This window comes from Novipirellula methanifontis, assembly GCF_052161655.1.
Taxonomy (GTDB): domain Bacteria; phylum Planctomycetota; class Planctomycetia; order Pirellulales; family Pirellulaceae; genus Novipirellula.
This window is the reverse complement of sequence record NZ_CP197418.1, coordinates 8,142,041-8,163,671: the sequence shown is the minus strand read 5'-3', so window position 1 is coordinate 8,163,671 and position 21,631 is coordinate 8,142,041. Positions and strand designations below refer to the sequence as shown.

Here is a 21,631-nt window from a genome sequence, read left to right as displayed (position 1 = left end):
TCACAAAAAAAAGCGTCAGCTGTGAATGAGAGTCACAGCTGACGCTTCCATAATTTTCGGTCAAACGTTCCGTACCGAGTTAGCCTTTTCGGTCCAAGATAGCTCTCTTGATGAGCGTGCGAACCGGTTGTTTAGGCTGGAAACCCATCAAACGACGGCGATTCCACTGACCCGATTCGGTCTTGGTGAACATAATGATTTGGGGCAACATGTTTTCGCCCTGCGTGAGTTGCTTCGCCAACTCAGGATCCTGGTCTTTATCAATAACGGCGACACAGACTTCGTCCAATTCGCCTGTTTGTGCCATTTGCTTGATGGTCGAGTCTTTCAAGACGTGGCATGCGGGGCACCATTCGGCGCCAACGACGACCATCAAAGGCTTGTTTTCTTCAATCGATTGCTTGTAAACCGAAGCGTAGTTCTGCTGCATCTGTTGTTCGCTTGTCACGCTGGACAAAACCAAAGCTAAAAGCAACGAAACCATTCCAAACTCCCTAGATTTTCGGAGGAACATCACTGTGGGTGTCGGCACTCTACCGACCAATCGAGAACTCATCGCAATGAGAGCTTGATCAAACTAAAAATGAAGTTGGATACCACAAGGATGTTGAGACAAGATTCCTTAACGGACACCCTAGCGACATCCATGATGCCAACCGGTTTTCGCTGATCTTTCGTTGATCCAGCCGTGCTGGTGTTGAAAGTTCCGCATTCCTGCGTCGAAAATCGGTTGTTTGCTAGGGAGGGGCTTTTCTTGGGAGGATTGCAGCCATCGATCGACATCAATGTGGGCTAATCTTCCCAACGAAAACCTGTTCGCTAAAACCCTTAACTTCGCAGCAACAAGTGCTTGACGGTTAGGTGTTTCTGGCGAGTTGGGAGGATTCTATGGATGAGTCTGAGGGCCACAAGGGTCAAGCTCGGCATTTTTTCAAATTGGACTTGGAACGAGATCGACGTTTTTGATTTGTAGAACTCTATATTTTGGTATGCTCAACGCTAAACTATTGTTCGCAAACGGTTTCGGGCGTGCCAAACGCATGTGCCAAGTTGCCGCACCCGGCTGTTGGTGGGGGTGGAAGCGATCAGGAAATTTTTACGAAAAACGGGTTTGCGGTGCGGTTTTGGGACCGGGTTGCCGCTTTTGCAGCCAGCTTGGCTGCTTTGCAATCAATTCTTGTGGTAAACACGACTTTCGCTCGATTGGTAATGTATGAAGCTTCGCATCGGATTGATCGGCCTTGGGGATGCATGGCAAACCCGTCATCGACCTGCGTTGCAGATGCTGCAGGATCGATTTGATGTGCGTGCCGTCTTCAGCACTGTGTCAAAATTGGCAGAAAACGCCGCCGCAGAGTTCCAGGCGGATCCTGTCGATGGCTATCAAACGCTCGTTTCACGCTGTGATATTGATGCAATTTTGGTGCTGCAGCGTAGTTGGCTAGGCTGGTTGCCGATGCTGGCCGCCTGTGACGCTGGCAAAGCGATCTATTGGGCGGGTGACCTCGATTTTGATCCCGTCGAAGCGGGCCGGATTCGCGACGTGATCGATCGCAGCGGCGTCGCGTTCATGACCGAGTTTCCTAAGCGGTTCGCCCCCGCCACTCTGCGGCTCAAGGAATTGATCGCGACGCATCTCGGGCCACCGAAATTGGTGTTTTGCCATCGCCGAGTCCAAGTGGATCCTTCCACTCCCAAACCCAATACGGTCGTGGCGAATCCGTTGCAGCAGGAATTGATCGAGTTGATCGATTGGTGCCGTTATGTTGTCGGACGTGAACCCGAAACGGTCGTTTCGACGGGACTCAGTCATACCACGCCCGCCGATTACGAGTGCATGAGTCTTCAGTTCGCTGGCGCCGATGTGAAACCTCCCGTGACGGCTCAGATTAGCTGCGGCAGCTATATCCGCTCGACTTGGCACGAGGCTGTAAGTTTTCGGCCCCCATCAGCGATGCAGATCTGTTGCGAACGTGGTGTCGCTTTCATCGACCTGCCTTCGACGCTGGTTTGGTTTGATGATGCCGGCCGGCATGTCGAATCGCTGGAAACCGAATTGCCGGTAGGTCAGCAGTTGTTAACCCAGTTCTATCGTGCCGTCACAAGCTTGGTGCGAAACATGAGCGACTTGGACGATGTGTATTGCGCCGCCAGTATTTTGGCGGCCGCACGAGAGAGTTGTCGAAGCGGCCAGCGAATGGATTTGAAGACGCGAATCTCTTAGTTCCGGTCGGCACGTAAGCATCCACTACAAAACTAACCCGGTTAGTGCCAAAGTCGATGGCATCAATCGCGACTGCTGACTTAGTGAGCCGTGGGCCGTAAGGCACCGGGTAGATGCGCGGGACCCGGCCGCTCACGCGCGAGCGGCTCACTAAATCAACAACCCGCTAGTCACGGTTTAGTCACCATCCAACCGGGGCTAATGCTAAGCGGCTAACATCAGAGCGGTGATGTCGTACTAAATCAGCCGTCTCCAATGGTGGGGGAGAGTGAGTTGCAGCTGCCTTAGCGTGGCATTCGTGGTGCGGTGAAGGCGACCGTTGGCACGCAGCCGATCGAAGTCATTGATCGAGTCGGCATGCCAGCCGAGGCAAACAATCGTTTCATCCCCACCATCAATCGGTGCCACATTTCGATTGTTTCTGGAGTGCCAATTTCAATTGCGTCGACGCGGTTGAATCCTTGCTCGCTGACTCGCACGGTGGGAGCCAGATGCAGCAACGCTTCGATCATCAAGTGGTCACGGCAATCTTGCTCGCTCAATCCGTTGTCGTCGTAGATCCACAGATGGGACTGAAGCATTTGATCCAGTGCGTTCATCGCCGCCGATTCAGCCGACTCGGCAACGAGGATGGTTTCGATCGAGCCACATTGAACGTAGAACTTTGCCATTTGATTTTCTTCCGTGATAGCGTGGGAGGCGATTCTTGTCACACCGAACTGCCGGGCGACATGTATAGAATCGCAGCTGGCTGGACACGTCTGGTCACAGCCATCACGAAAGTGAAAAGAAAGTTTTAAAACGGCAAAAAGACAGCGTTTTCACACCGTTTTCGTTATTCGCCACCCAAAATCGATCGTTCCTAGGCTCCTGTCTGGGAACGCACTGCATTCGAGGCTCCCGCCTCGTCTTTTCATGCTCGGCAAAGCAATTTCACCTCCCCGAAACTTGTTTTGGGGAGGTCAGAGCGAGCGGAGCAAGCTCTGGGTGGGGGCTCGTCGTGCTTGATTGAAGTGGACGGTGCAAGTTCAGTGTCACCAGCCCTTCCCGGCCGCCTCCTGAAGGGGACTGCTGATTTAGTACGGCATCACCGCTCTTAAGTTAGCCGTTTGGGCGCTAGCCCGGTTGGATGGTGACGGAACCGTGGCTAGCGCCAAAACGGCTAACTAAATCAGCAGTCTCCGGAGGGAGGGTGAATTCTTTTTTTCTCCCAACTCCCAACTCCCAACTCCCAACTCCCAACTCCTCACTCCTCACTCCTCACTCCTCACTCCTCACTGTCTTTCCGCTCCGCTCAGCTGCGGTCTGGCCTACATTGGAACTGAACAATCCACGTCTAGTTCCCCGTGCTGAATTGATCGGGGCCGCCCACGATCGGCATGTGTTCGTACTTAACGATCTTCCACTGATCGTCGGTGTCTTTCTCAAATTGCAGCAGCAAGCGACGTGGGACTCGCACATCGCGGATCCCGCCACTTTTACTGCTGACATCGACTTTCACACTCATGTCGACATCGGCTTGCGGGGGATAACTGCCTTCGATGAACATGATGCTGCGGATTCGATTCACGCGAGCGAGGCTGAAGATGTAGTTCGGCAACTCGCGCGCAGCCTGAGCTTTCGCTTTCGGATCACCGATGTGCTTGAGCGCCACTTCATGATTGTTGGCTTCGACCGCAGCAGCAGCTTCGTAAATGATCGCCTCGATTTGTTCGCGATCGGTGACCATCATCGATGAAACAATCCAGACCACTGGGACCAGCAATAGGAAGACAAGCCCCAGGATGCCGACGGACCGTTTGCCTGTTTGTGTCCACCCGTAAAGTAACGCGCCGCCGATCAGGCCTACCATCAGCGAAATGAGAAGCGGTTGCTCGGCAAGGACTTGCATCGTGAATCAGACTCTTGGTGTTGAGGGGCTAAGCACGTAGCCAGGAATCATTGGGCGAAATCCCGTTAGCCGTTTGGTCGCTAGCCCCGGTTCAGCGCCGGAACCGTGGCTAGCGCCAAAACGGCCAATATCCTGAAAGACTCCTGCTTAACTGCTTAGTAACAAAAAAAGGGCGGTGTTCTTGCAAACACCGCCCTTCGTGAAAGCGAGTGCCGCTTTCAGGGTACCATCGTTAGCAGATGACCGCTAATCATTTTAGGATCGCTGGGGGAACAAAGGTCCGCCGTACTGAGCCGCGTCGCCCAACATCTCTTCGATGCGGAGCAATTGGTTGTACTTGGCCATCCGGTCGCTGCGGCTTGCCGAACCTGTCTTGATTTGTCCGGTCGACAGAGCAACCGCGAGATCCGCGATCGTCGAATCTTCGGTTTCACCGCTACGATGACTTGCCACTGCGGTGTAGCCGTTGCGATTGGCCAATTGGATCGCGTCGATCGTTTCGGTCAGCGTACCGATTTGGTTGACCTTGATCAGGATGCTGTTCGCGATGCCTTCGTTGATGCCGCGTTGCAAACGCTCGACGTTGGTAACGAACAAGTCGTCGCCAACGAGTTGGACTTTGTCACCGAGTTTCAGCGTCAACTTCTTCCAGGTATCCCAATCGTCTTCGTCGCATCCGTCTTCGATGCTGCAGATCGGGTACTTGTTGCACCAATCGGCGAAGAAGTCGACCATTTCGTCGCCCGACAATTCTTTCTTGTCGATCGTGTACTTCTTGGTCGAGCTGTCGTAGAACTCGGTCGAAGCAGCGTCCAAGGCGATGAAGACTTGTTCGCCCGCTTTGTAGCCCGCTTTGTCGATCGCGGTCATGATCACGTCGAGAGCTTCTTGGTTGCTCTTCAAGTCGGGAGCAAAGCCACCTTCGTCACCCACGGCGGTGCTGTAGCCCTTGTCGGACAAAACTTTCTTCAAGTTGTGGAAAACTTCGGTGCCACAGCGAAGGGCGTCGCTGAATCGCTCGAAACCAAGCGGCATAACCATGAATTCTTGGATATCGACACCGTTATCAGCGTGCTCGCCACCGTTGATGATGTTCATCATCGGCGCAGGCAACAGGCGTGCACCGGCACCCCCAAGGTAGCGGTAAAGGGGTTGGCCGGTCGACGAGGCGGCTGCGTGGGCCACGGCCAGCGAAACGCCGAGGATCGCATTGGCACCGAGTTTTTTCTTGTTGGGGGTGCCATCAAGTTCGATCATTGTGGCGTCGACAGCCGCTTGATCGGTCGCGTCGAGACCTTCGAGAGCTTCGCAGATCACGTTGTTGACGTTATCCACAGCGGTCTGGACGCCTTTGCCCATGAAGACCGATTTGTCGCCATCGCGAAGTTCCCATGCTTCGTGAGCACCGGTGCTCGCTCCGCTTGGCACGGCCGCACGACCGTGGGCGCCGTCGCTGAGCAGGACTTCGCATTCCACCGTTGGGTTTCCGCGGCTATCAAGGATTTGGCGGGCGTGAATTGCTTCGATCAGAGTCATCAGAGGGCCTCGTAGATATTGCTAGAGAGAGATAGTTGCGAAAAGTTTTGTAAGTTGTTGGGTAAATGGGGTGCATGTGACCCCGACTGCGTTGTGCAAACCGCCGGCATTTTGTCCAATGCGGCACGCTATGGCTACCCGTCACTGATCTCCAAAACCGGAATCGACGGCGGAGTTTTATACGCCATCGGCATCATTTAACTCAGCTCCCAAAATTTCCTTACCCGAAAAATTAACCGAAACGATGTTTACCGGACTTGTCGAAACGGTCGGCCGAATTGCGGAGATCCGAAACGAACCTCCCGGACGGCGATTCCAAATTGATGCAACCTCGATCTGCGAAGGTGTCCAGATCGGCGACAGCATCGCGATTAATGGTTGTTGCTTGACCGTTATCGAGATCGACGGCAGCATCCTGGGCTTCGAAGCGGGATCCGAAACGCTCTCACGCACCAATTTGGGCCAGCTAAAACAAGGCAGCCCGGTCAATCTTGAGCGGTCCCTCGCGGTCGGCGATCGGTTGGGCGGGCATTACGTGACCGGGCATATCGACGCGCTCGCCACTTTGAAAGAGCGTCGGGACGACCCGCCCTGGTCGAATTTATTTTTTTCCGTGCCTGAAAATCTTGCCTCGCAAATTGCTTCCAAAGGCAGCGTCGCGGTCGACGGGGTAAGCTTAACGGTGGTCGATGCGGGCAAGGACTTCTTCAGCGTCGCGTTGATCCCACATACCTTGGATCAGACGACGCTGGGGAAATTGAGCGTCGGAGACTGCGTGAATTTGGAAACCGATGTGCTGGCAAAATACGTCCAGCGTTCAATGGAGTCGTTGCGACCTGAATCCGCGAATTGATAACGGATGTCCAACTAACCACAACAAAAAAATTAGTGTCAAGCTTGTCCGCGAATGTTGAATATTTCGGGAAGCTCGCACTCCAAGCATGTTCGATTCTAGAACCATAAAGATTGAAATCCCGTGAACCAGCCACGACAAACCGCATCGTATCTTTCCAAACGACTTGCTGCCGCAGGGCTGCAGCCGGTATCGCGATACGGCCAGAATTTTCTCATCGATTTGAACCTCGTTGACCTGATTGCCAACTCCGCGGAAATTCGCAAGGACGACGTCGTCTTGGAAGTGGGCACCGGTGTCGGTTCGTTGACCTCGCGATTGTCCGACGCCGCCGGTGCAGTATTGACGATCGAAATCGATGAGAATTTGCATCGCTTGGCGAAAGAAGAATTGGGCTGGCGACCGAACGTGCGGTTGTTACATGGCGATGCACTGCACAATAAAAACACGCTGCGTCCCGATATGATGGTGCAGATTCGTGATGCAATGAGCCGCATTGGCGAGAACGCACGTTTCTTGTTGGTTGCGAACTTGCCTTACAATGTTGCCACACCGATCATTAGCAACTTGATGCTCGAAACTCCGTCGCCTGCCGTGGTCGTAGCGACGATTCAAAAGGAAGTCGGTGACCGGATCGTCGCGGAACCGGGCAGTAAAGATTACGGCGCGCTCAGCGTGTTTCTGCAATCGTTATGCAAATGCAGCATCGTGCGTGTGTTGTCGCCCAAAGTGTTCTGGCCAAGGCCCAACGTCGACTCGGCGATCATACGTTTGGATGCGCAACCCGAATGGCGAGAACAAATTCCGGATCTGCGTTATTTTCACGAAACCGTCCGTGCTCTGTTCTTTCACCGACGCAAGTTTTTGCGCAGCGTTGTGGTCAGCGGCATGAAAGGTCGCTTGGACAAAAGCCAAGTCGACGAAGTGCTCGGATCACTCGGCTATACCGCAACCGCGCGTACCGAAGAATTGCCCGTTGCTGAGATTCAACGCTTGGTCGAAGCACTGCGACAAGCCGAAATCAAAGCCCAAACCTCGTAACCGCTGCGATGCCGGATCTTCGATACTGCTGCGATCCGGCCTACTGATTTACTCGCGCCGACACCACCAGCGTGTCATTGGTCCACTCGATATCGACGCCAGCTTGTTTGGCGACCTCGTCCACTAATTGACGCAGCGACGCGTTCTGCATGCTCATCGTGATCAATTGACTACACGGTTCGTTTGCTGCCTGCTCGATTCGACAGGCTCGGCCCGCCGCGGCGGCTAGTTTGTTGAGCACTTCACTGGCCGAAGTGTTCTGCAGCGTCAGCGTCAAATTTTTCTTGTCTAAGCTAACGTTGGCTGCCTGTTTCGCCTCCTGGCTGGCTAGGAACGCCTCGATTCCGGCTCGATGAGCGGCGGCGGTTGCGGTGATCTCGATTTCCTTGCCCGAGTTCTTCAGTTTGCTTTGTCGGTCAACGCCGCGAATTGCAGCGATCACAGGTGTCCGATTTGCGTCCAGCCGATAGGGAATCGCAAAGCGTTTCGAGGTAGCGGTGGCGGGCGAGATAGATGTTTGTGACCTCGATCTTTGTGGGGTTGGCGGCTGAAGAAACTGGGCGGTGACGAGCGTCGTCGCCACGTCCGTGCCAATTGATTTCCAATTCGCCGCTGGCCACAAGTCATGGGGCAGCTCGGTCGTGGATGTGTCCTTGCCGCTTGCGATGGCGATTAGGCGGATCGCTTCGCTAGGTGTCGTCGCTGCGGGCCACTGAACGTCAATTTTTGCCGAAGCGGATGATCCGGGGGCAGCCGGCAGCGACAGAATCGCCTCGCTTGTCGCGTCAACCCACTCGGGACGCCCGACCAGTAGAACGCCGGCGATTGGCATCGTGACACAGTCTCGGGACTCGGCAACTTGCTGAATTCCCGCAAAGACGGTCGGGCCAATTTGGCCCACGTTCACGCTCGCCGAAGGGTCGATGTGGCGGTCCAATACGATCGGAATTTCCACGCGATCGGCAAGTTCCGTTACCGCGCTGCGAAAAGGTTTGCCATCCACGATCGCTCGGCTTGTCGCCGACAGTTTGGCGAAAAATGGGTTGGCTAGCGAAACTGATTCCAATTCGCTGGAAGGATCCTTGCCCACAGCCAACGAGCAATGCTGAAACGATCCCCACAGAACCAGCAATGTTAAGATGGCGAAGATTTTCATAGATGTGGGGATAGGTAAAAGGGGCACCGCAGATTCAACGGCTGGGCCTTGGGGTGAGGGCTGAGACGAGCGTGGTGGTGAACAGCTCGGACGGTGATCGAGGCGTTGCCCATCGCCGGGAACTGTCAATCGCGAGTGTCCCGCCGAAACCAAAATCAGTGCGATAAGTTGGTGTTTGGTTGGTTGCCGTGGACGTTGGCGGCAACTAGACTCGCACAAAGTTAACATGATTGTACGCGAAATCACGACGATTCGCGATTCTTTTGTGCGGAAGATCAGGGAAGGTTGACCGAGAAGTGGTCGGCGGATGATCGATGTCATTGAGACCGAGGTCTATGACGGGATCGCTTGCCGGCTCAAGTCGATTGCGTAACATGCACGCGACTGACATTCGTTATTTTCCTCATCCTGATGGACTTCCTTGTGACAACTCCCCTCGTGCGGACGACTCGATTGACGATCGCCTATCGGCGGTACCTGACGTCAGCCAATTCGCCTCAATTCGCTGCGGAAGTCGATGAGTACTATTCGGCCTCGACACTGACAAGTTTGCTGCGTCGTAGTGACGTCGAGATGCGACGTGCATCGGCTCTCGCACTTGGGATGCTTGGCGACCACAGCTCGATTGAATCGCTTGGCCAAGCATTGTCGGATCCTGATCGTGGTGTCCGTTTGGCTTCGGATGATTCGTTCCGAGCCTTGTTGGTGCGAGATGCAGCGCCGCGACATCATCAGCAACTGCTGCAAGTCATGCACCTGAATGACGGAGCCGAGTACGCAGCGGCTCTGGCACCAACCATGATCCTCGTCGATCAAGCACCACGCTACAGCGAAGCATTTCACCAGTTGGCGATCTGTTGGCAAGGCTTAGACAACTCACCGCAAGCCGAGACGGCGTTTCGAAGTTGTCTGTGGCATTGCCGTTATCACTACCCAGCGTGGCAAGGGTTGGCTCGTTGCCGGATGCTTGCTCGCGATTACGAAGGAGCGATTTCAGCGCTTCGTCGCTGTGTCGAAATTTGTCCCGACGTTGAAAACGCACGTGTTCAAATTCGAGTGTTGGAGCGGCGGTTGCGACAAACGGATGCCTGATCCTTTGACGCTAAGTATCATGGTCAATGGTGAGCTGCCCCGTTAACGCGTTCCTGTACAAACGCCTGCCGCGATTTTGAGATAGAGGAAGCTAGATGAGTTACGACGAGCCACTCGTTGGATCGCTTGCCATTGCGTTCGCAGTGGTCTCGAGCGTGATTGCCGTCGGACCGTGGAATAGCCCCTATCAGTTGCGAAGCATCGCAGCGGTGCGTGGTCGGTTCGGCAAACCCGCAGCACGCTGCGTGTGGTTGGTCGTTGCGATCGCGGCGTTCACCGCCGGCATGGCGATCCTCAGCGGGACCCGCCCTTCGTATGCCGAACCTGGTGGCGTGCACGCGATCGAGCACTGAGATCCTCTCAACAACCCGCTACGTTCGGACCGCAGCCTAAGCTACGTTCCTGGGTTGGCGTCTTTGACCGCTTTGTCCATCACTTTGATTGCAGCGTCGGTGTAGCGATGGTGCTCGTTCCAGAAGTGGTTCATCGCGGCTTCGTCTGCAAAGAAGAACATGCGATTGTGAGTTGGGTCCTTGAGGCCCCATTCACGTTTGCCCGGTACGATGCGGCGTTCCTCGAAGAAGCGAACAACGTCGATTTCGTTCAACACGGGAGTGTAAGTCACTGGGTCGGCGAGAAAGGATTCCATCGCTTCGGGACTTGCGAACAAGTACAGCTTGCCAAGATGGACCACACCAAAATCAGGTCGGCCTTCGACCCAGCGATCTTCTTTGATCACGGTCACGGCACAGAAGCCTTCCATCGCAAGTCCAGGTTGATCTGGTTTGCCGGTTGCTTTTGGTGCTGCTTTCGCAGTCGGCTGCGGTTCAGGTGAACTCGCGGTTAGCGGTTCCATTTCAGGTTCCGGCAGCGATTCTTCGGTTAACTGGCCCGGCATTCCCAGCGTCATGCCATCGGTTCGTGCACCGGCCAAAATGCCTTTGGCTCCGCCTGCGAATTGGCCAGCAAGGTTTGCCGAAGCCGGAGCGGCGGTGACTTGAGGTGCGGGAGCATGGTTGGTTGTTGGTGCTTCGGCGGGAGCCACAGCAGCAACGTCTTGCGTTGCCGGAGCGGTCGCTTGAATTCCCTGAGGCACTGCCGATTGCAACATCGCAACGTAACGATCCGCCGCTTGCGGGCTGACCGTGTGCGAGATGGTCTTGCCAGCGGTGGTCACGATTACGTCGGTTGGGAACGCTTTGACATGAAACATTTCGACCAGCTGCGGGTTTTTGCCAGCATGGATTTTGACCGGAATGTAGTTCTGATCCAGTGTCGCGTCGACGATCGGTGCTTTGAACGCACCCGCTTCGAGTCGATCGCACCACACACAGTTATCGCTGAAGAAATGCAACAACAGAAGTTTGTTTTCTGCCTGAGCTTTCGCGTGGGCCGAACGAAGGTTTTCATTCCAGGCAATTTCGGCGCTCGCAAACGAAGAAGCGGTCGCCGCAATGACTACGGAAAAAAACAATGAGAGGGTTACCGTACGCATCAAACCTGTCCTGCCGTCGTGAAAGCGTGGGTACAAACGTTGAGCAAAATCTGCTCATCTTGGATTAGTTTCGGCAGTAACCATCCTGCCACTTAAGCCGAAAGTACAAGTTGGGAAGACTTTAACGCCACCGCAATCGATACCCCATTTGGAAATCGCTCTTAAAGAGCCCCCATTGGATGTGTTTGCCGGCCCCGCGTGAGCCATTGTTGTTCTGGGAAATCACAACCCGACGCGTGAGCGAGGGACCTGCGGCGACGAGATGCAAGTTTTAGGGAAGTCCCTCGCTCACGCGTCGGGTGGTGATGTTGAACGCTGGCAAACCGTCTTGCTGCGGCGGGTGGATTCATTGCAATAGGTCGAACGAGGCCCCTTGCCGCACCGCTGCGAACCCCCTTGGTCTGACTGCGTCCTGCCGCTCGCAGAACTTGAATCAAAAGCGGTATTATGCCCTGATTTGTCGCCCTGACGAACGATTCCCAGCCTAGCGCGGTTCTTATGTCAGGGTGCAAAGAGTACCCCCGGGTTTGCCTTGTTTTTTCTTGCTTGTATTAGGGCATGTCGTAGGTTTTCCTGGCGACTTATCTCGTTCAGGGATGAGCAAACGAAAAATAATCCAAGATGCGGCCCCCAAGGCCGTGTCCAGCACGGGGAGCCAAATAGAGTGACTAAAATCAAATCCAAAATGCTAATCGCACTAGCAGCAATCGCGACTTCTGTTGGTGTTCAAACGGCTAACGCTGAATCGGCAATTCGATTGCCTGCGGACAATTCCGTCACCATGCAACAAGGGGGCCAGGTTCTATTGCAGCTGGAGGTCCCTAGCGGCGAAAGCCGACAATCGCTGTCGTATGCCACTGTGACGGTGGTGGATCGAAACGGCAGTGCTCGAAAATTCCAAGCGGACCAGCAAGGCATCGTACGGTTGACCGGCATCTCGGCCGAGCCCTATAGCGTCGTCGCTTCCAACGGAAACGCGTATGGTTCGACGATGATGTTTGTTCGTCCCGAAGACGTTGCGACCGCAAATCCGACTCCTGCTCGGATGACGCTCGCCCAAGTCAACTCGAGCAAGCTGATGCCGTGGATCGATCGATACACCAAGCAGTTCTCGAACAAGCACGCCAGCCAGCTGGGTGAAGTTGCGAGCAATGTACCAAGCGAGGACTCGCGAACCGGAAATCGAATTGGACTCGAAGAGGGCGGAGTGCTGAACGGGCAACTTGTTTCGGTTCTTACCCAAGACGGCCGCGAAGTCTCGCTCGAGGGAACCGAGGTGGTATTGATGCACCGAGGCGTGGCGGTTGGAAAAACGTATGCTCAGGCAGATGGCGCCTTCCAATTCAAAGGTGTCCGCAGCGGACCTCACGGCATCGTGGCTGCTGGCCCCTCTGGCTATGCAACGCTCGCGTTCGAAGCTGTGGGACAAAACGACGTCGCTAGCAAACGAGAACCCGGCCACCAATTCGTTTCGGTGATGAGTCGCGATACTTCGAGCTTGCTGCCCGTGGTGATGGTTCCTCCTGCGATGATCCCTGGCGTGATCGATCCCTTCGGCGCCAGCGTGATGGCGGATCCTATTCCATCGGCTAACGGCAGCGAACTGACCGGATTCGGCCACCATGGCAGTGGCGGATTTGGCGGTGGCGGTGTCCAAGGCGGCGGTGGTGGCGGATTCGCTGGCGGCGGTGGTGGCGGCGGAATTGGCGGCGGTTCAGGCGGCGGTGGTGGTCTTGGCGGCCTCGGTGCTCTCGGTGCAATCGGCGCGGCGATCGCGATTCCTCTGGCGACTGACAACAACGATAACCCTGGATCAGTCGCATCGCCTTCAGGTTTCTAGCGAACCCGCTTGCTGTCAAAAACGCGGCTCTTGCCTCTTTGACAACATGTTTCGATGACTTTGATAACCGACGTCACCCAAAAAGGGGGGCGTCGGTTTTTTTGTGCCTGATCGGAATTTCCTCATAGCGAAAGTCGCGAAGAGGTTCATTCCACGACGCGTGCCCCCCGAAACTCTTAACGGATTGTTGATTTAATCAAAATACAAATCGCAGTAGTGAGCCGTGGGCCGTAAGGCACCGGGTAATGCGTGGGACCCGGCCGCTCACGCGTCACGGCTCACTAAATCAACAAGCCGTTGACAAATACCGCTACGAAATGCTTCGCAGCGTTGCCCGTGCTCCCCCGCCCGAAAGACCTGCCGAGTCTCGCTACGAAAAAGGTCCTTCTTCCTCGACAGGCAGGAAACCTATCCCACCTTGTGAATTCCGGCTAATAAGATCGACGTCCCGAGCAATCAGCATCGAAACCCGACGCAAGAAGGAGAGATCTCCCCGGATTTGCCTGAGTATCCGCACCCTACCAGTGATTCCGAGCCTCAAGCGAAATTGAGGGCGTTGCCAATTTTTATCGGAATTGTTAGCCTGCGACACTTGCTGAACCAACCAAATCCGCTGTTACGTTGCCTATTTTCGTGCGGTTTTAGAAGCCGTTCAGCTTCCCCCATTTCAGTCACCCCCTTCGGCAGCTGCCTACGTGATTGCCCCGAATCGTGCATCTCAGCTTCCTGACGACCAGCGCATCGTCATTACCGGTATCGGTCTAACCGCTCCTAATGGGAACGATTGGACGACGTTCCGCCAATCGCTGCTGGAAAAGCGTAGCGGCGTTCAGCCCTACGAAATCCGCTATTTCGGCGAGACTCTTGCTGGGATTTGCGATTTCGACACCAAGCGGTACCAGTCGAAAAAAGATGTCCGTCGCGGAACACGCGCCGGCAGCGTCGGCGTCTACGTCGCCAACGAAGCGATCGCCCATAGCGGTTTGGACTGGGAAAACGTCGACAAGTCACGTGTCGGGATCTACGTCGGCGTGACCGAACACGGCAATGTCGAAACCGAAAACGAAATCTTTATCATCAAAGGTTTCGACTACGACACCAGTTGCTGGTCGCATCACCACAATCCGCGTACGGTCGCCAATAACCCAGCCGGCGAGATCTCGTTGAATCTTGGCGTGACGGGCCCCCATTACACGATCGGGGCTGCCTGTGCCGCCGGCAATGCGGGGCTGATCCAAGGCGCTCAGATGCTGCGATTAAACGAGTGCGACATTGCGATTGCCGGCGGGACCAGCGAAAGCATTCACACCTTCGGCATCTTCGCCAGCTTCAATAGCCAAAACGCCTTGGCCACGCACGAAGATCCCACGAAGGCGTCTCGCCCATTTGACGTCGACCGCAACGGAATCGTTGTTGCCGAAGGCGGATGTTTGTACACGCTCGAGCGACTCAGTGACGCAAAGGCTCGCGGTGCCGAAATTTACGGCGAGTTGGTTGGATACGCGATCAACACCGACGCGACCGACTTTGTCTTGCCCAACCCCGAGCGACAAGCTCAATGCGTCGAGATGGCTTTGAAGCGAGCTGGGCTGGATGCCGAGCAGATTGACATCGTCAGCACGCATGCGACCGGCACCAGCAGCGGTGATGCCCAGGAATGCAAAGCGCTTCGCAGCGTTTTTGGAAACTGCAGCACGGTTCGTTTCAACAACACAAAAAGCTATATTGGCCACGCAATGGGAGCTGCCGGTGCCCTGGAGCTTGCTGGCAACTTATCATCCTTCCGTGATCGAGTGGTTCATCCGACGATCAATGTCGATAAACTTGACCCGGTTTGTGATCTCAATGGGCTCGTGATCAATGAGCCTCAAGAGGTGGCCCAGGTCGACTACGTGCTGAACAATTCCTTTGGCATGCTGGGGATCAACTCGGTCGTGATCATCGGTCGAGTCTAGTTCGACCTACCCTTTCCCAAAATCTCTGTTTCCCATTCCTCCAATTCCAAAAACAAATGACCCCTGCTGAAATCCGTGACGAGATCCTAGATATTCTCGAAGACATCTCACCCGATGATGATCTCGAAAATCTTGATAATGCGAAACCATTCCGCGAACAATTGGAATTGGACAGCATGGATTTCTTGGACATTGTGATGGAGCTTCGCAAGCGTCATCGCGTGCAGATTCCTGAGGAAGACTACGGCAACCTCGCCAGCATGAGTTCGACGGTCAGCTACCTCGAACCGAAGATGAAAGACATCGTCAAGTCTTAGTTCGTTAAAGACTTCAACGACGATCGCGGTATTTCACGCGGTGCATTTTGCATCGCATCCCTACGCCACGTTATTCGCCAGCAGTTAAGTTCACCCTTTGTACGATACGATTATCATCGGCGCGGGAATGAGTGGGCTTGCCGCCGGCATTCGCCTGGCCCACTTCGATCAACGCGTCTGCATTCTCGAGCGGCACTACACCATCGGTGGACTCAATTCGTTCTACCGCATGGGCGGTCGCGATTACGATGTCGGGCTGCATGCGATGACGAATTTCGCACGCAAAGGCGACAAAAAAGGGCCGCTGGCGAAGCTGATCCGCCAGCTTCGTTTTCGCTGGGAAGATTTCAAACTGGCCGAGCAGAACGGCTCGTCGATCCGTTTTCCCGACATGTCGCTCGATTTCGATAACGACATCACTCAGCTCGAAAACGAGATCGCCGAAAAATTCCCAGGCCAGATCGATGGCTTTCGCTCGCTCTGTGGCGCGTTGTTGGATTACAGCGACATGGATGGCGATGACCCCAGCTTTATGCGGTCCGCTCGCGAGGTGATGGCGACTCACTTGTCCGATCCGCTATTGATCGAAATGTTGATCTGTCCGTTGATGTGGTACGGCAACGCACGCGAAAATGATATGGATTTTGGTCAGTTCTGTATCATGTTCCGCGCCTGTTATTTGGAAGGTTTTGGACGTCCCTTCAAAGGGGTGCGTTTGATCCTGAAGAACTTGGTCCGCAAGTTTCGCGGACTCGGAGGCGAGCTGAAACTGCGCAGCGGTGTCTCGAAGATTCATGTCGACAATGGTCGCGCCGTCGGCGTCGTACTCGACGACGGCACCATCATCGAAGGCAAGCGGATTTTGTCGTCCGCAGGTAATATTGAAACGTTGCGGATGTGTGACGACATCAGTGACGTCGACGTGGCTCGCGCAGGCAAACTGTCGTTCATCGAGTCGATTTCGGTGCTGGACAAACTGCCCAAGGAGATCGGTTTTGATCGCACGATCGTGTTCTACAACGACAGCGAGCGATTCCACTGGGAACGCCCCGAAGATCGTTTGTGTGATGTTCGTACTGGCGTGATTTGTTCGCCGAACAATTACGCTTACGACGCCGACGATGGTGAGTTGCCTGAAGGGGTGATTCGGATCACCACGCTGGCTAACCATGATCATTGGTGTGCGTTGCCGGAAGCGAAATACCGTGCCGAGAAAGTGATCCAGTACGATGCGGCAATCGAATCGGCGGTCCGTTTCATGCCCGATTTCCGCCGTCACGTTGTTGACACCGACGTCTTCACTCCCAAGACGATTCGCCGCTTCACGTGGCACGACAACGGTGCCGTCTACGGCGCGCCGGACAAGCAACTTGATGGCACGACTCATCTGCCCAACGTCTTTTTATGCGGTACCGATCAAGGCTTCGTCGGCATCGTTGGTGCGATCGTCAGCGGCATCAGCATGGCCAACCGCCACTGCCTGCAGGTCTAATGCTCTTGCTTGATGTTCACGGTTTGATCCGGAATTAGACCCATACCGGAAGCCGACTCGACACAGAGACGATGACTACCTTTGCAATATCAATTGGCGTGGCCCTGGTACTGCTCGCTGCAATTTTATTCGCCGATCGCACAGGACAGAAACGGTTTAATGATCGTTGGCCGCCGATCACTGACGACGAATTTCTTGCTGCATGCTCACCAGGCACTTCGCGTGATACGGCACTCCGAGTACGGCGGATTGTTTCCGAGCAATTGGGGATACCGTATGATCGCATCCATCCCGATCAGGACTTTGTTCGCGACCTCGACTGCTGTTGATCCCTGCTTGTGGTCGAGTCAGGAATTGGTTTTTTATCCTTCGATCGTTGCCGCTAGACAAACACTGACCATCCCGTTTGCTGGATCAAAGTTTCGAGTGCAAGACTGCCGACTTCGGATGTTCCCGCCGCGTTAAGTCCAGGTGACCAGACGGCAATCGTGCCGTGCCCCGGGGCCACGGCCAAGATGCCTCCCCCAACTCCACTCTTGCCCGGCAAACCGATTCGATAAGCAAAGTCACCACTGTTGTCGTAGTGACCGCAAGACATCATGACGGCATTGATCCGGCGGCAGGCCTCGCTACTAACCATCTGGATTCCGCTGACAGGATCAGTGCCATCGTATGCCAGGAACAAAGCGGCACGTGCGAGTTGGCGACAATTCATCGCAATTGCACAGTGTGAAAAGTACGCTTTCAGAGTCTCCTCCACCGGATTTCGCAGATTCCCAAACGATTTCATGAAGTAAGCGAGAGCACGATTTCGCGAGCCAGCTTCGGACTCGGAATGCGCCACAGCTTGATCCACGTTGATCGATGGATCGTCGGCGAGCGTTCGCATACGGTCGATCAATTCCGCAATCATTGCATCGGCGCCTTGTTGCTCAACCAAGTGATCGGTCACGACGATCGCACCGGCATTGATCAAAGGATTGCGAGGGATTCCGCGTTCCAATTCGAGTTGCACAATCGAATTGAAGGGCGATCCCGATGGTTCTCGTCCCACGCTTTTCCAGAGCAATTCGCCAACTTTACGCAGGCCCATCGACAGCGTGAAAACCTTAGAAATACTCTGAATCGAAAAAGCCTCATCGGCATCGCCGAGCGTGTGAACGTTTCCATCTCCGAGCGCCACGGCCAAGCCAAACTTCATCGGGTCGATTGCTGCGAGAGCAGGGATGTAGTCGGCAACGCGACCTTGACCGCGACATGGCTCGACAACGGAATCAATCTCACTCAGCACACTTTGCCAATCAATCAATTTAGACAACCGGAGAGGGTGGCTCAAGTTCCATCGTCCAACTTGCGAGTGACCTTGACCTGGTAATCGATATTTGAATCGCCAGTGCCGATATAGCAGCCCTCGGTCGGGGCCGCCCACTCGGGTTCTGGGCCCGCGGCAACCGGGATATGCGCGTCGGCAACGGCGATGCCGAGGGTTGGGTCATAGCCTCGCCATCCACCGCCAGGCAGATAGACTTCGGCCCAGGCGTGAAGTTCAGAGCCATGCGTTCGGTTGGGTTCGTAGACATAGCCGCTGACGAAGCGAGTTGCTAAACCCTGGGTACGACATGCGTCCATGAACAACGCCGCAAGGTCGCGGCAGGCACCTCGCTTCTCGTTAAAGGTCTTTGTGGGCGAGAAGGCGGCCCCCTCGTAGCGACACTCGGTTGTGTAGTGGCGATTGATCTCTTCGCATAGCTTCAATAGAAACGGTTGCGTTTGCCATCCAACGGATCCTGAAAGCTCGCCAGCCCAATGGCCGATCGTGAGGTCCATCGTTTGTCGGTGCAAGTTCGGTGCAAGAGCTTGTCCGATACGAAGGTCATAGAACGCGGGCAAATTGGTCACCCGCGAATCAAGCGACAAGTAGTCGAACGGGTTGATTCGTGATGCTTCGACTTCGGATTCAACGTTGATCGTCAGTTCTCGATGACTTCCTTCGAACGATACCTGAAGCGCGACATTGCCGAACACATCTAAAATCGACGTCGATGCGGATGGTCCGGGCGTCAGTTCACAACGCCAATCAAGCACTCGCTGAGCACCGTCGCTGCGAGGACGCAGCCGGATGGTAAGCGGTTGGATGATGACGGCATCGTCGTATTGGAAGTGAATACGGTGCGAGATCTGGAATATCATTTGGCTTCGCGGCTACTGGTCGCGGCAACGGGTTTGAGCGCAAAGAAAGTCTCGGAGATCGCCGCGCCGACCTCATTAAGCTTGCCTTGAAAGTCGTCCAAGTATTCGTGCAGTCCGTCCTTGATAATCTCGCCAATCTCACCATAGTCCATTTCGCTTCGCAATCGCCCCAGCCGATGTTCGGCGGGATTGCTAAACGTCGAGCTTTCGCTTCCCGTGATAGCTCGTAGCGAAACATCGGCATTGTTGACGCAGAAATGCATCGAACGTGCGAAGTGGCGATCGAGAACGAGAAACTCGACGACGCGATTCGGCTTGATCGCACGGTAACGCTTCCGATACATCTCAAACGCGCTGGCTGATTTCAGCAGCGTCGACCATAAAAGCGCATCGTACGGTGATCCGAGGTAGTCCGCATGCGGCAACAACATGAAGTACTTAACGTCCAGGATACGGGCTGTTTTGTCGGCTCGTTCGAGCATGCGTCCGAGTCGAGCGAAATGCCATGGCTCGGTGTGTGACATGGTTGATTCGCTGATACCGGTACACAAATGGCTTGCGGATTTGATTTGTGCATAGAACTCGTGAGGCGAATCGATCGGCGTCGAACCTGCCGCGTTCTTGACAAGGTAGTAGAAACGGTTGACCTGTTCCCACAGCTCTGACGAGATCGTATCGCGGACCGCTCGCGCGTTCTCTCGAGCAAACCAGAGGCATGACAGCACCGAGTTCGGATTGTCGCGATCAAACGTCAAAAACTGAATGACATTCGGCTCATTCATGTCGTCGTATCGCTCGGCGAACATATCTTCGTCGCCGGTGGTCGCGATTAGCGGTTTCCACTGCTTGACGGTATCGTCGGGAAAATCCAATGCCAGCGTGAAGTTGACGTCCACGAATCGGGCGACATTCTCCGCCCGCTCGATGTATCGGCTTAGCCAATAGATCGCGTCAGCTGTCCGACTAAGCATTTTCGGAGTCCTTCAAAGTTGATTGCGACTGAGACTGTGTTTGAGCAGGCGTTGGTGCAGCGACGACCCAGGTATCTTTGCTGCCACCGCCCTGCGATGAATTGACGACCAGCGACCCTTTGCGAAGCGCAACTCGCGTCAGTCCGCCCGGCATTACGAAGATGTCTTCGCCGTATAAAATATAAGGACGTAGATCAACATGTCGTCCCTCAAATTGATCGTCGACGATCGTGGGGGCTCGCGACAGCGCCAGCGTTGGCTGGGCGATGAAATCACGTGGATTTGCTTTGATCTGTGCGGCAAACTCGTCTTGCTCTTTCTTGGTCGAGTGCGGCCCAATCAACATTCCGTAGCCACCGGACAGATTGACCGCTTTGACGACCAATTTGTCCAGGTTCGCCAGCACATGTTTCAGCTGTTCAGGTTCTGAACAAAGGAACGTGGGCACGTTTGGAATGATTGTATCTTGTTTCAGGTAGTACTTGATGATTTCCGGGACGTACGCATAAACCGCTTTGTCGTCCGCGATGCCGGTGCCCGGCGCATTGGCAAGTGCGACGCGACCGGCTCGATAGGCTTCCATCAAACCGGGAACGCCTAGGCAAGAGTCTTTTCTAAAGACCTTGGGGTCAATGAAGTCATCGTCGATACGACGATAGATCACATCGACTCGCTGGAACCCCTTCGTCGTCCGCATCATCACAAAACCGCCTTGGATAACCAAGTCGCGGCCTTCGACCAATTCGATGCCCATTTGCTGAGCCAAGTAGGCATGCTCGAAGTAGGCTGAGTTGTACATGCCGGGCGTGAGCAAGACGACCGTTGGCTCGGCGACACCATCGGGTGCAAGATACTGAAGTGCCGCGAGTAAACGGTTCGGATAATCGTAAACCGGCTGGACTTGCATCGACTCGAACAAACGAGGGAATGTCCTCTTCAGAATCTCGCGGTTTTGCAACACGTACGAGACGCCGGAAGGGCATCGCAAATTATCCTCAAGCACATGAAGCTCACCCGAGTCATCACGCACTAAATCGGTCCCCGTGATGTGAACCCAAATGTCGCGGGGCGGATTCAGACCGACGCATTGGCGGCGGAATGAATCCGCCGATTCGAGCAACTCGCGTGGAACCACGCCATCCTTGACGATCTTTTGGTCGTGGTAGATGTCGTGGACGAAAAGATTCAACGCCTCGATACGCTGCTTGAGCCCTCGCTCGATGCGTGACCAATCGTCGGGTTCGATGACCCGCGGCATGATGTCGAACGGGAAAATTCGTTCGGTGCCCTCGTCTGTCCCGTAAACCGTAAAGGTGATCCCCATCTGCATGAACGCCGCTTCAGCAGCCTGTTGGCGTCGATGCAAATCGCCTTCGGGTAACGACTCAATTCGCTGGATCAGCGGTTCGGAAACCTCGCGGGGAACACCAGAAGCTTCGAAGATTTCGTCGTAAAAGCCATCCGTTTTGTAGTCATCAAATTTCATTTGCTGATTTCGCCTTTCTAACGAACGCGAAATCGTTCGGTATTTTGTTAAGAGGAGCGTAAGTCTTGGATGCTGTGAGCTTAGCGTCAATC

General features: G+C 54.7%; 21 protein-coding genes. 11 read left to right on the top strand and 10 right to left on the bottom strand.

Translation table 11 applies throughout. The annotated features are described in order from the left end of the window. Window positions 1–79: 79 nt before the first annotated feature. Window positions 80–484, bottom strand: coding sequence for a thioredoxin family protein (locus SH528x_RS28905; protein ID WP_442506907.1), 405 nt, complete (start codon window positions 482–484; stop codon window positions 80–82). A gap of 729 nt (window positions 485–1,213) precedes the next feature. On the opposite strand from SH528x_RS28905, the gene SH528x_RS28900 reads away from it, so the two are divergent. Then, window positions 1,214–2,224, top strand: coding sequence for a Gfo/Idh/MocA family protein (locus tag SH528x_RS28900; protein ID WP_442506906.1), 1,011 nt, complete (start codon window positions 1,214–1,216; stop codon window positions 2,222–2,224). Between the two features lie 284 nt (window positions 2,225–2,508). Here SH528x_RS28900 and SH528x_RS28895 read toward each other — a convergent pair whose 3' ends face one another. The 3 genes from SH528x_RS28895 to eno form a co-directional block, all read right to left on the bottom strand. Then, on the bottom strand, window positions 2,509–2,895 hold the full coding sequence (locus tag SH528x_RS28895; RefSeq protein WP_442506905.1) for a hypothetical protein: 387 nt from the start codon (window positions 2,893–2,895) through the stop codon (window positions 2,509–2,511). Between the two features lie 665 nt (window positions 2,896–3,560). Beyond that, a complete protein-coding gene (locus SH528x_RS28890) occupies window positions 3,561–4,115 on the bottom strand; it encodes a hypothetical protein (protein ID WP_442506904.1) in 555 nt (184 codons plus the stop codon). A gap of 255 nt (window positions 4,116–4,370) precedes the next feature. Further along, entirely contained in the window at window positions 4,371–5,651 is a 1,281-nt protein-coding gene (gene eno / locus SH528x_RS28885) for a phosphopyruvate hydratase (protein WP_442506903.1), read from the bottom strand. Window positions 5,652–5,705: 54 nt separating this feature from the next. On the opposite strand from eno, the gene SH528x_RS28880 reads away from it, so the two are divergent. The 3 genes from SH528x_RS28880 (at window position 5,706) to rsmA (ending at window position 7,545) form a co-directional block, all read left to right on the top strand. Further along, on the top strand, window positions 5,706–5,852 hold the full coding sequence (locus tag SH528x_RS28880) for a hypothetical protein (protein ID WP_442506902.1): 147 nt from the start codon (window positions 5,706–5,708) through the stop codon (window positions 5,850–5,852). 43 nt (window positions 5,853–5,895) lie between these two features. Further along, window positions 5,896–6,504, top strand: coding sequence for a riboflavin synthase (locus SH528x_RS28875; RefSeq protein WP_442506901.1), 609 nt, complete (start codon window positions 5,896–5,898; stop codon window positions 6,502–6,504). A 123-nt stretch (window positions 6,505–6,627) separates the two neighbouring features. Beyond that, window positions 6,628–7,545, top strand: coding sequence for a 16S rRNA (adenine(1518)-N(6)/adenine(1519)-N(6))-dimethyltransferase RsmA (rsmA, locus tag SH528x_RS28870; RefSeq protein WP_442506900.1), 918 nt, complete (start codon window positions 6,628–6,630; stop codon window positions 7,543–7,545). Between the two features lie 40 nt (window positions 7,546–7,585). On the opposite strand, the gene SH528x_RS28865 is transcribed toward rsmA, so the two are convergent. Beyond that, a complete protein-coding gene (locus tag SH528x_RS28865) occupies window positions 7,586–8,701 on the bottom strand; it encodes a hypothetical protein (protein WP_442506899.1) in 1,116 nt (371 codons plus the stop codon). 423 nt (window positions 8,702–9,124) lie between these two features. Between SH528x_RS28865 and SH528x_RS28860 the strand changes: the two genes are divergently transcribed. Together SH528x_RS28860 and SH528x_RS28855 are read left to right on the top strand one after the other, a co-directional pair. Then, window positions 9,125–9,793: a HEAT repeat domain-containing protein gene (locus SH528x_RS28860; RefSeq protein WP_442506898.1), complete on the top strand. Its 669-nt coding sequence runs from the start codon at window positions 9,125–9,127 to the stop codon at window positions 9,791–9,793. 95 nt (window positions 9,794–9,888) lie between these two features. Continuing rightward, a complete protein-coding gene (locus SH528x_RS28855) occupies window positions 9,889–10,146 on the top strand; it encodes a hypothetical protein (protein WP_442506897.1) in 258 nt (85 codons plus the stop codon). Window positions 10,147–10,187: 41 nt separating this feature from the next. On the opposite strand, the gene SH528x_RS28850 is transcribed toward SH528x_RS28855, so the two are convergent. Beyond that, complete coding sequence (locus SH528x_RS28850; RefSeq protein ID WP_442506896.1) at window positions 10,188–11,288, bottom strand: DUF255 domain-containing protein; 1,101 nt, start codon at window positions 11,286–11,288, stop codon at window positions 10,188–10,190. 685 nt (window positions 11,289–11,973) lie between these two features. Between SH528x_RS28850 and SH528x_RS28845 the strand changes: the two genes are divergently transcribed. From SH528x_RS28845 to SH528x_RS28825, 5 genes are all read left to right on the top strand, one after another. Further along, window positions 11,974–13,128: a hypothetical protein gene (locus SH528x_RS28845; protein ID WP_442506895.1), complete on the top strand. Its 1,155-nt coding sequence runs from the start codon at window positions 11,974–11,976 to the stop codon at window positions 13,126–13,128. A gap of 695 nt (window positions 13,129–13,823) precedes the next feature. Then, on the top strand, window positions 13,824–15,083 hold the full coding sequence (locus tag SH528x_RS28840) for a beta-ketoacyl-[acyl-carrier-protein] synthase family protein (protein WP_442506894.1): 1,260 nt from the start codon (window positions 13,824–13,826) through the stop codon (window positions 15,081–15,083). Window positions 15,084–15,139: 56 nt separating this feature from the next. Continuing rightward, window positions 15,140–15,400, top strand: coding sequence for an acyl carrier protein (locus SH528x_RS28835; RefSeq protein WP_442506893.1), 261 nt, complete (start codon window positions 15,140–15,142; stop codon window positions 15,398–15,400). A gap of 97 nt (window positions 15,401–15,497) precedes the next feature. Further along, window positions 15,498–16,892, top strand: coding sequence for a phytoene desaturase family protein (locus SH528x_RS28830; RefSeq protein WP_442506892.1), 1,395 nt, complete (start codon window positions 15,498–15,500; stop codon window positions 16,890–16,892). 71 nt (window positions 16,893–16,963) lie between these two features. Continuing rightward, the gene (locus tag SH528x_RS28825; RefSeq protein ID WP_442506891.1) at window positions 16,964–17,221 is read left to right on the top strand and encodes a hypothetical protein; all 258 of its coding nucleotides are present in this window, start codon (window positions 16,964–16,966) and stop codon (window positions 17,219–17,221) included. Between the two features lie 53 nt (window positions 17,222–17,274). Here the strand turns inward: SH528x_RS28825 and SH528x_RS28820 are convergent, their stop codons facing one another. From SH528x_RS28820 to SH528x_RS28805, 4 genes are read right to left on the bottom strand one after another with little or no spacing between them, the layout of a single operon-like run. Further along, entirely contained in the window at window positions 17,275–18,228 is a 954-nt protein-coding gene (locus tag SH528x_RS28820) for a glutaminase (RefSeq protein WP_442506890.1), read from the bottom strand. Continuing rightward, window positions 18,225–19,082, bottom strand: a complete 858-nt coding sequence (locus SH528x_RS28815; RefSeq protein WP_442506889.1) for a transglutaminase family protein — start codon at window positions 19,080–19,082, stop codon at window positions 18,225–18,227. Before SH528x_RS28815 ends, SH528x_RS28820 begins: the two co-directional genes overlap by 4 nt. Next, window positions 19,079–20,053 (bottom strand): alpha-E domain-containing protein, encoded by a 975-nt coding sequence (locus tag SH528x_RS28810; protein WP_442506888.1) that lies wholly within the window; start codon window positions 20,051–20,053, stop codon window positions 19,079–19,081. Before SH528x_RS28810 ends, SH528x_RS28815 begins: the two co-directional genes overlap by 4 nt. Further along, a complete protein-coding gene (locus SH528x_RS28805) occupies window positions 20,046–21,539 on the bottom strand; it encodes a circularly permuted type 2 ATP-grasp protein (RefSeq protein WP_442506887.1) in 1,494 nt (497 codons plus the stop codon). Before SH528x_RS28805 ends, SH528x_RS28810 begins: the two co-directional genes overlap by 8 nt. Window positions 21,540–21,631: the final 92 nt, after the last annotated feature.

Excerpts from the sequence above, each read along its gene's own strand:
- SH528x_RS28890 (WP_442506904.1), bottom strand. The coding sequence starts at position 4,115 with ATGCAAGTCCTTGCCGAGCAACCGCTTCTCATTTCGCTGATGGTAGGC.
- eno (WP_442506903.1), bottom strand. The coding sequence starts at position 5,651 with ATGACTCTGATCGAAGCAATTCACGCCCGCCAAATCCTTGATAGCCGC.
- SH528x_RS28875 (WP_442506901.1), top strand. The coding sequence starts at position 5,896 with ATGTTTACCGGACTTGTCGAAACGGTCGGCCGAATTGCGGAGATCCGA.
- SH528x_RS28825 (WP_442506891.1), top strand. The coding sequence starts at position 16,964 with ATGACTACCTTTGCAATATCAATTGGCGTGGCCCTGGTACTGCTCGCT.
- SH528x_RS28805 (WP_442506887.1), bottom strand. The coding sequence starts at position 21,539 with ATGAAATTTGATGACTACAAAACGGATGGCTTTTACGACGAAATCTTC.
- SH528x_RS28850 (WP_442506896.1), bottom strand. The coding sequence starts at position 11,288 with ATGCGTACGGTAACCCTCTCATTGTTTTTTTCCGTAGTCATTGCGGCG.
- SH528x_RS28895 (WP_442506905.1), bottom strand. The coding sequence starts at position 2,895 with ATGGCAAAGTTCTACGTTCAATGTGGCTCGATCGAAACCATCCTCGTT.
- SH528x_RS28855 (WP_442506897.1), top strand. The coding sequence starts at position 9,889 with ATGAGTTACGACGAGCCACTCGTTGGATCGCTTGCCATTGCGTTCGCA.
- SH528x_RS28810 (WP_442506888.1), bottom strand. The coding sequence starts at position 20,053 with ATGCTTAGTCGGACAGCTGACGCGATCTATTGGCTAAGCCGATACATC.
- SH528x_RS28845 (WP_442506895.1), top strand. The coding sequence starts at position 11,974 with ATGCTAATCGCACTAGCAGCAATCGCGACTTCTGTTGGTGTTCAAACG.
- SH528x_RS28865 (WP_442506899.1), bottom strand. The coding sequence starts at position 8,701 with ATGAAAATCTTCGCCATCTTAACATTGCTGGTTCTGTGGGGATCGTTT.
- SH528x_RS28900 (WP_442506906.1), top strand. The coding sequence starts at position 1,214 with ATGAAGCTTCGCATCGGATTGATCGGCCTTGGGGATGCATGGCAAACC.
- SH528x_RS28815 (WP_442506889.1), bottom strand. The coding sequence starts at position 19,082 with ATGATATTCCAGATCTCGCACCGTATTCACTTCCAATACGACGATGCC.
- SH528x_RS28905 (WP_442506907.1), bottom strand. The coding sequence starts at position 484 with ATGGTTTCGTTGCTTTTAGCTTTGGTTTTGTCCAGCGTGACAAGCGAA.
- SH528x_RS28835 (WP_442506893.1), top strand. The coding sequence starts at position 15,140 with ATGACCCCTGCTGAAATCCGTGACGAGATCCTAGATATTCTCGAAGAC.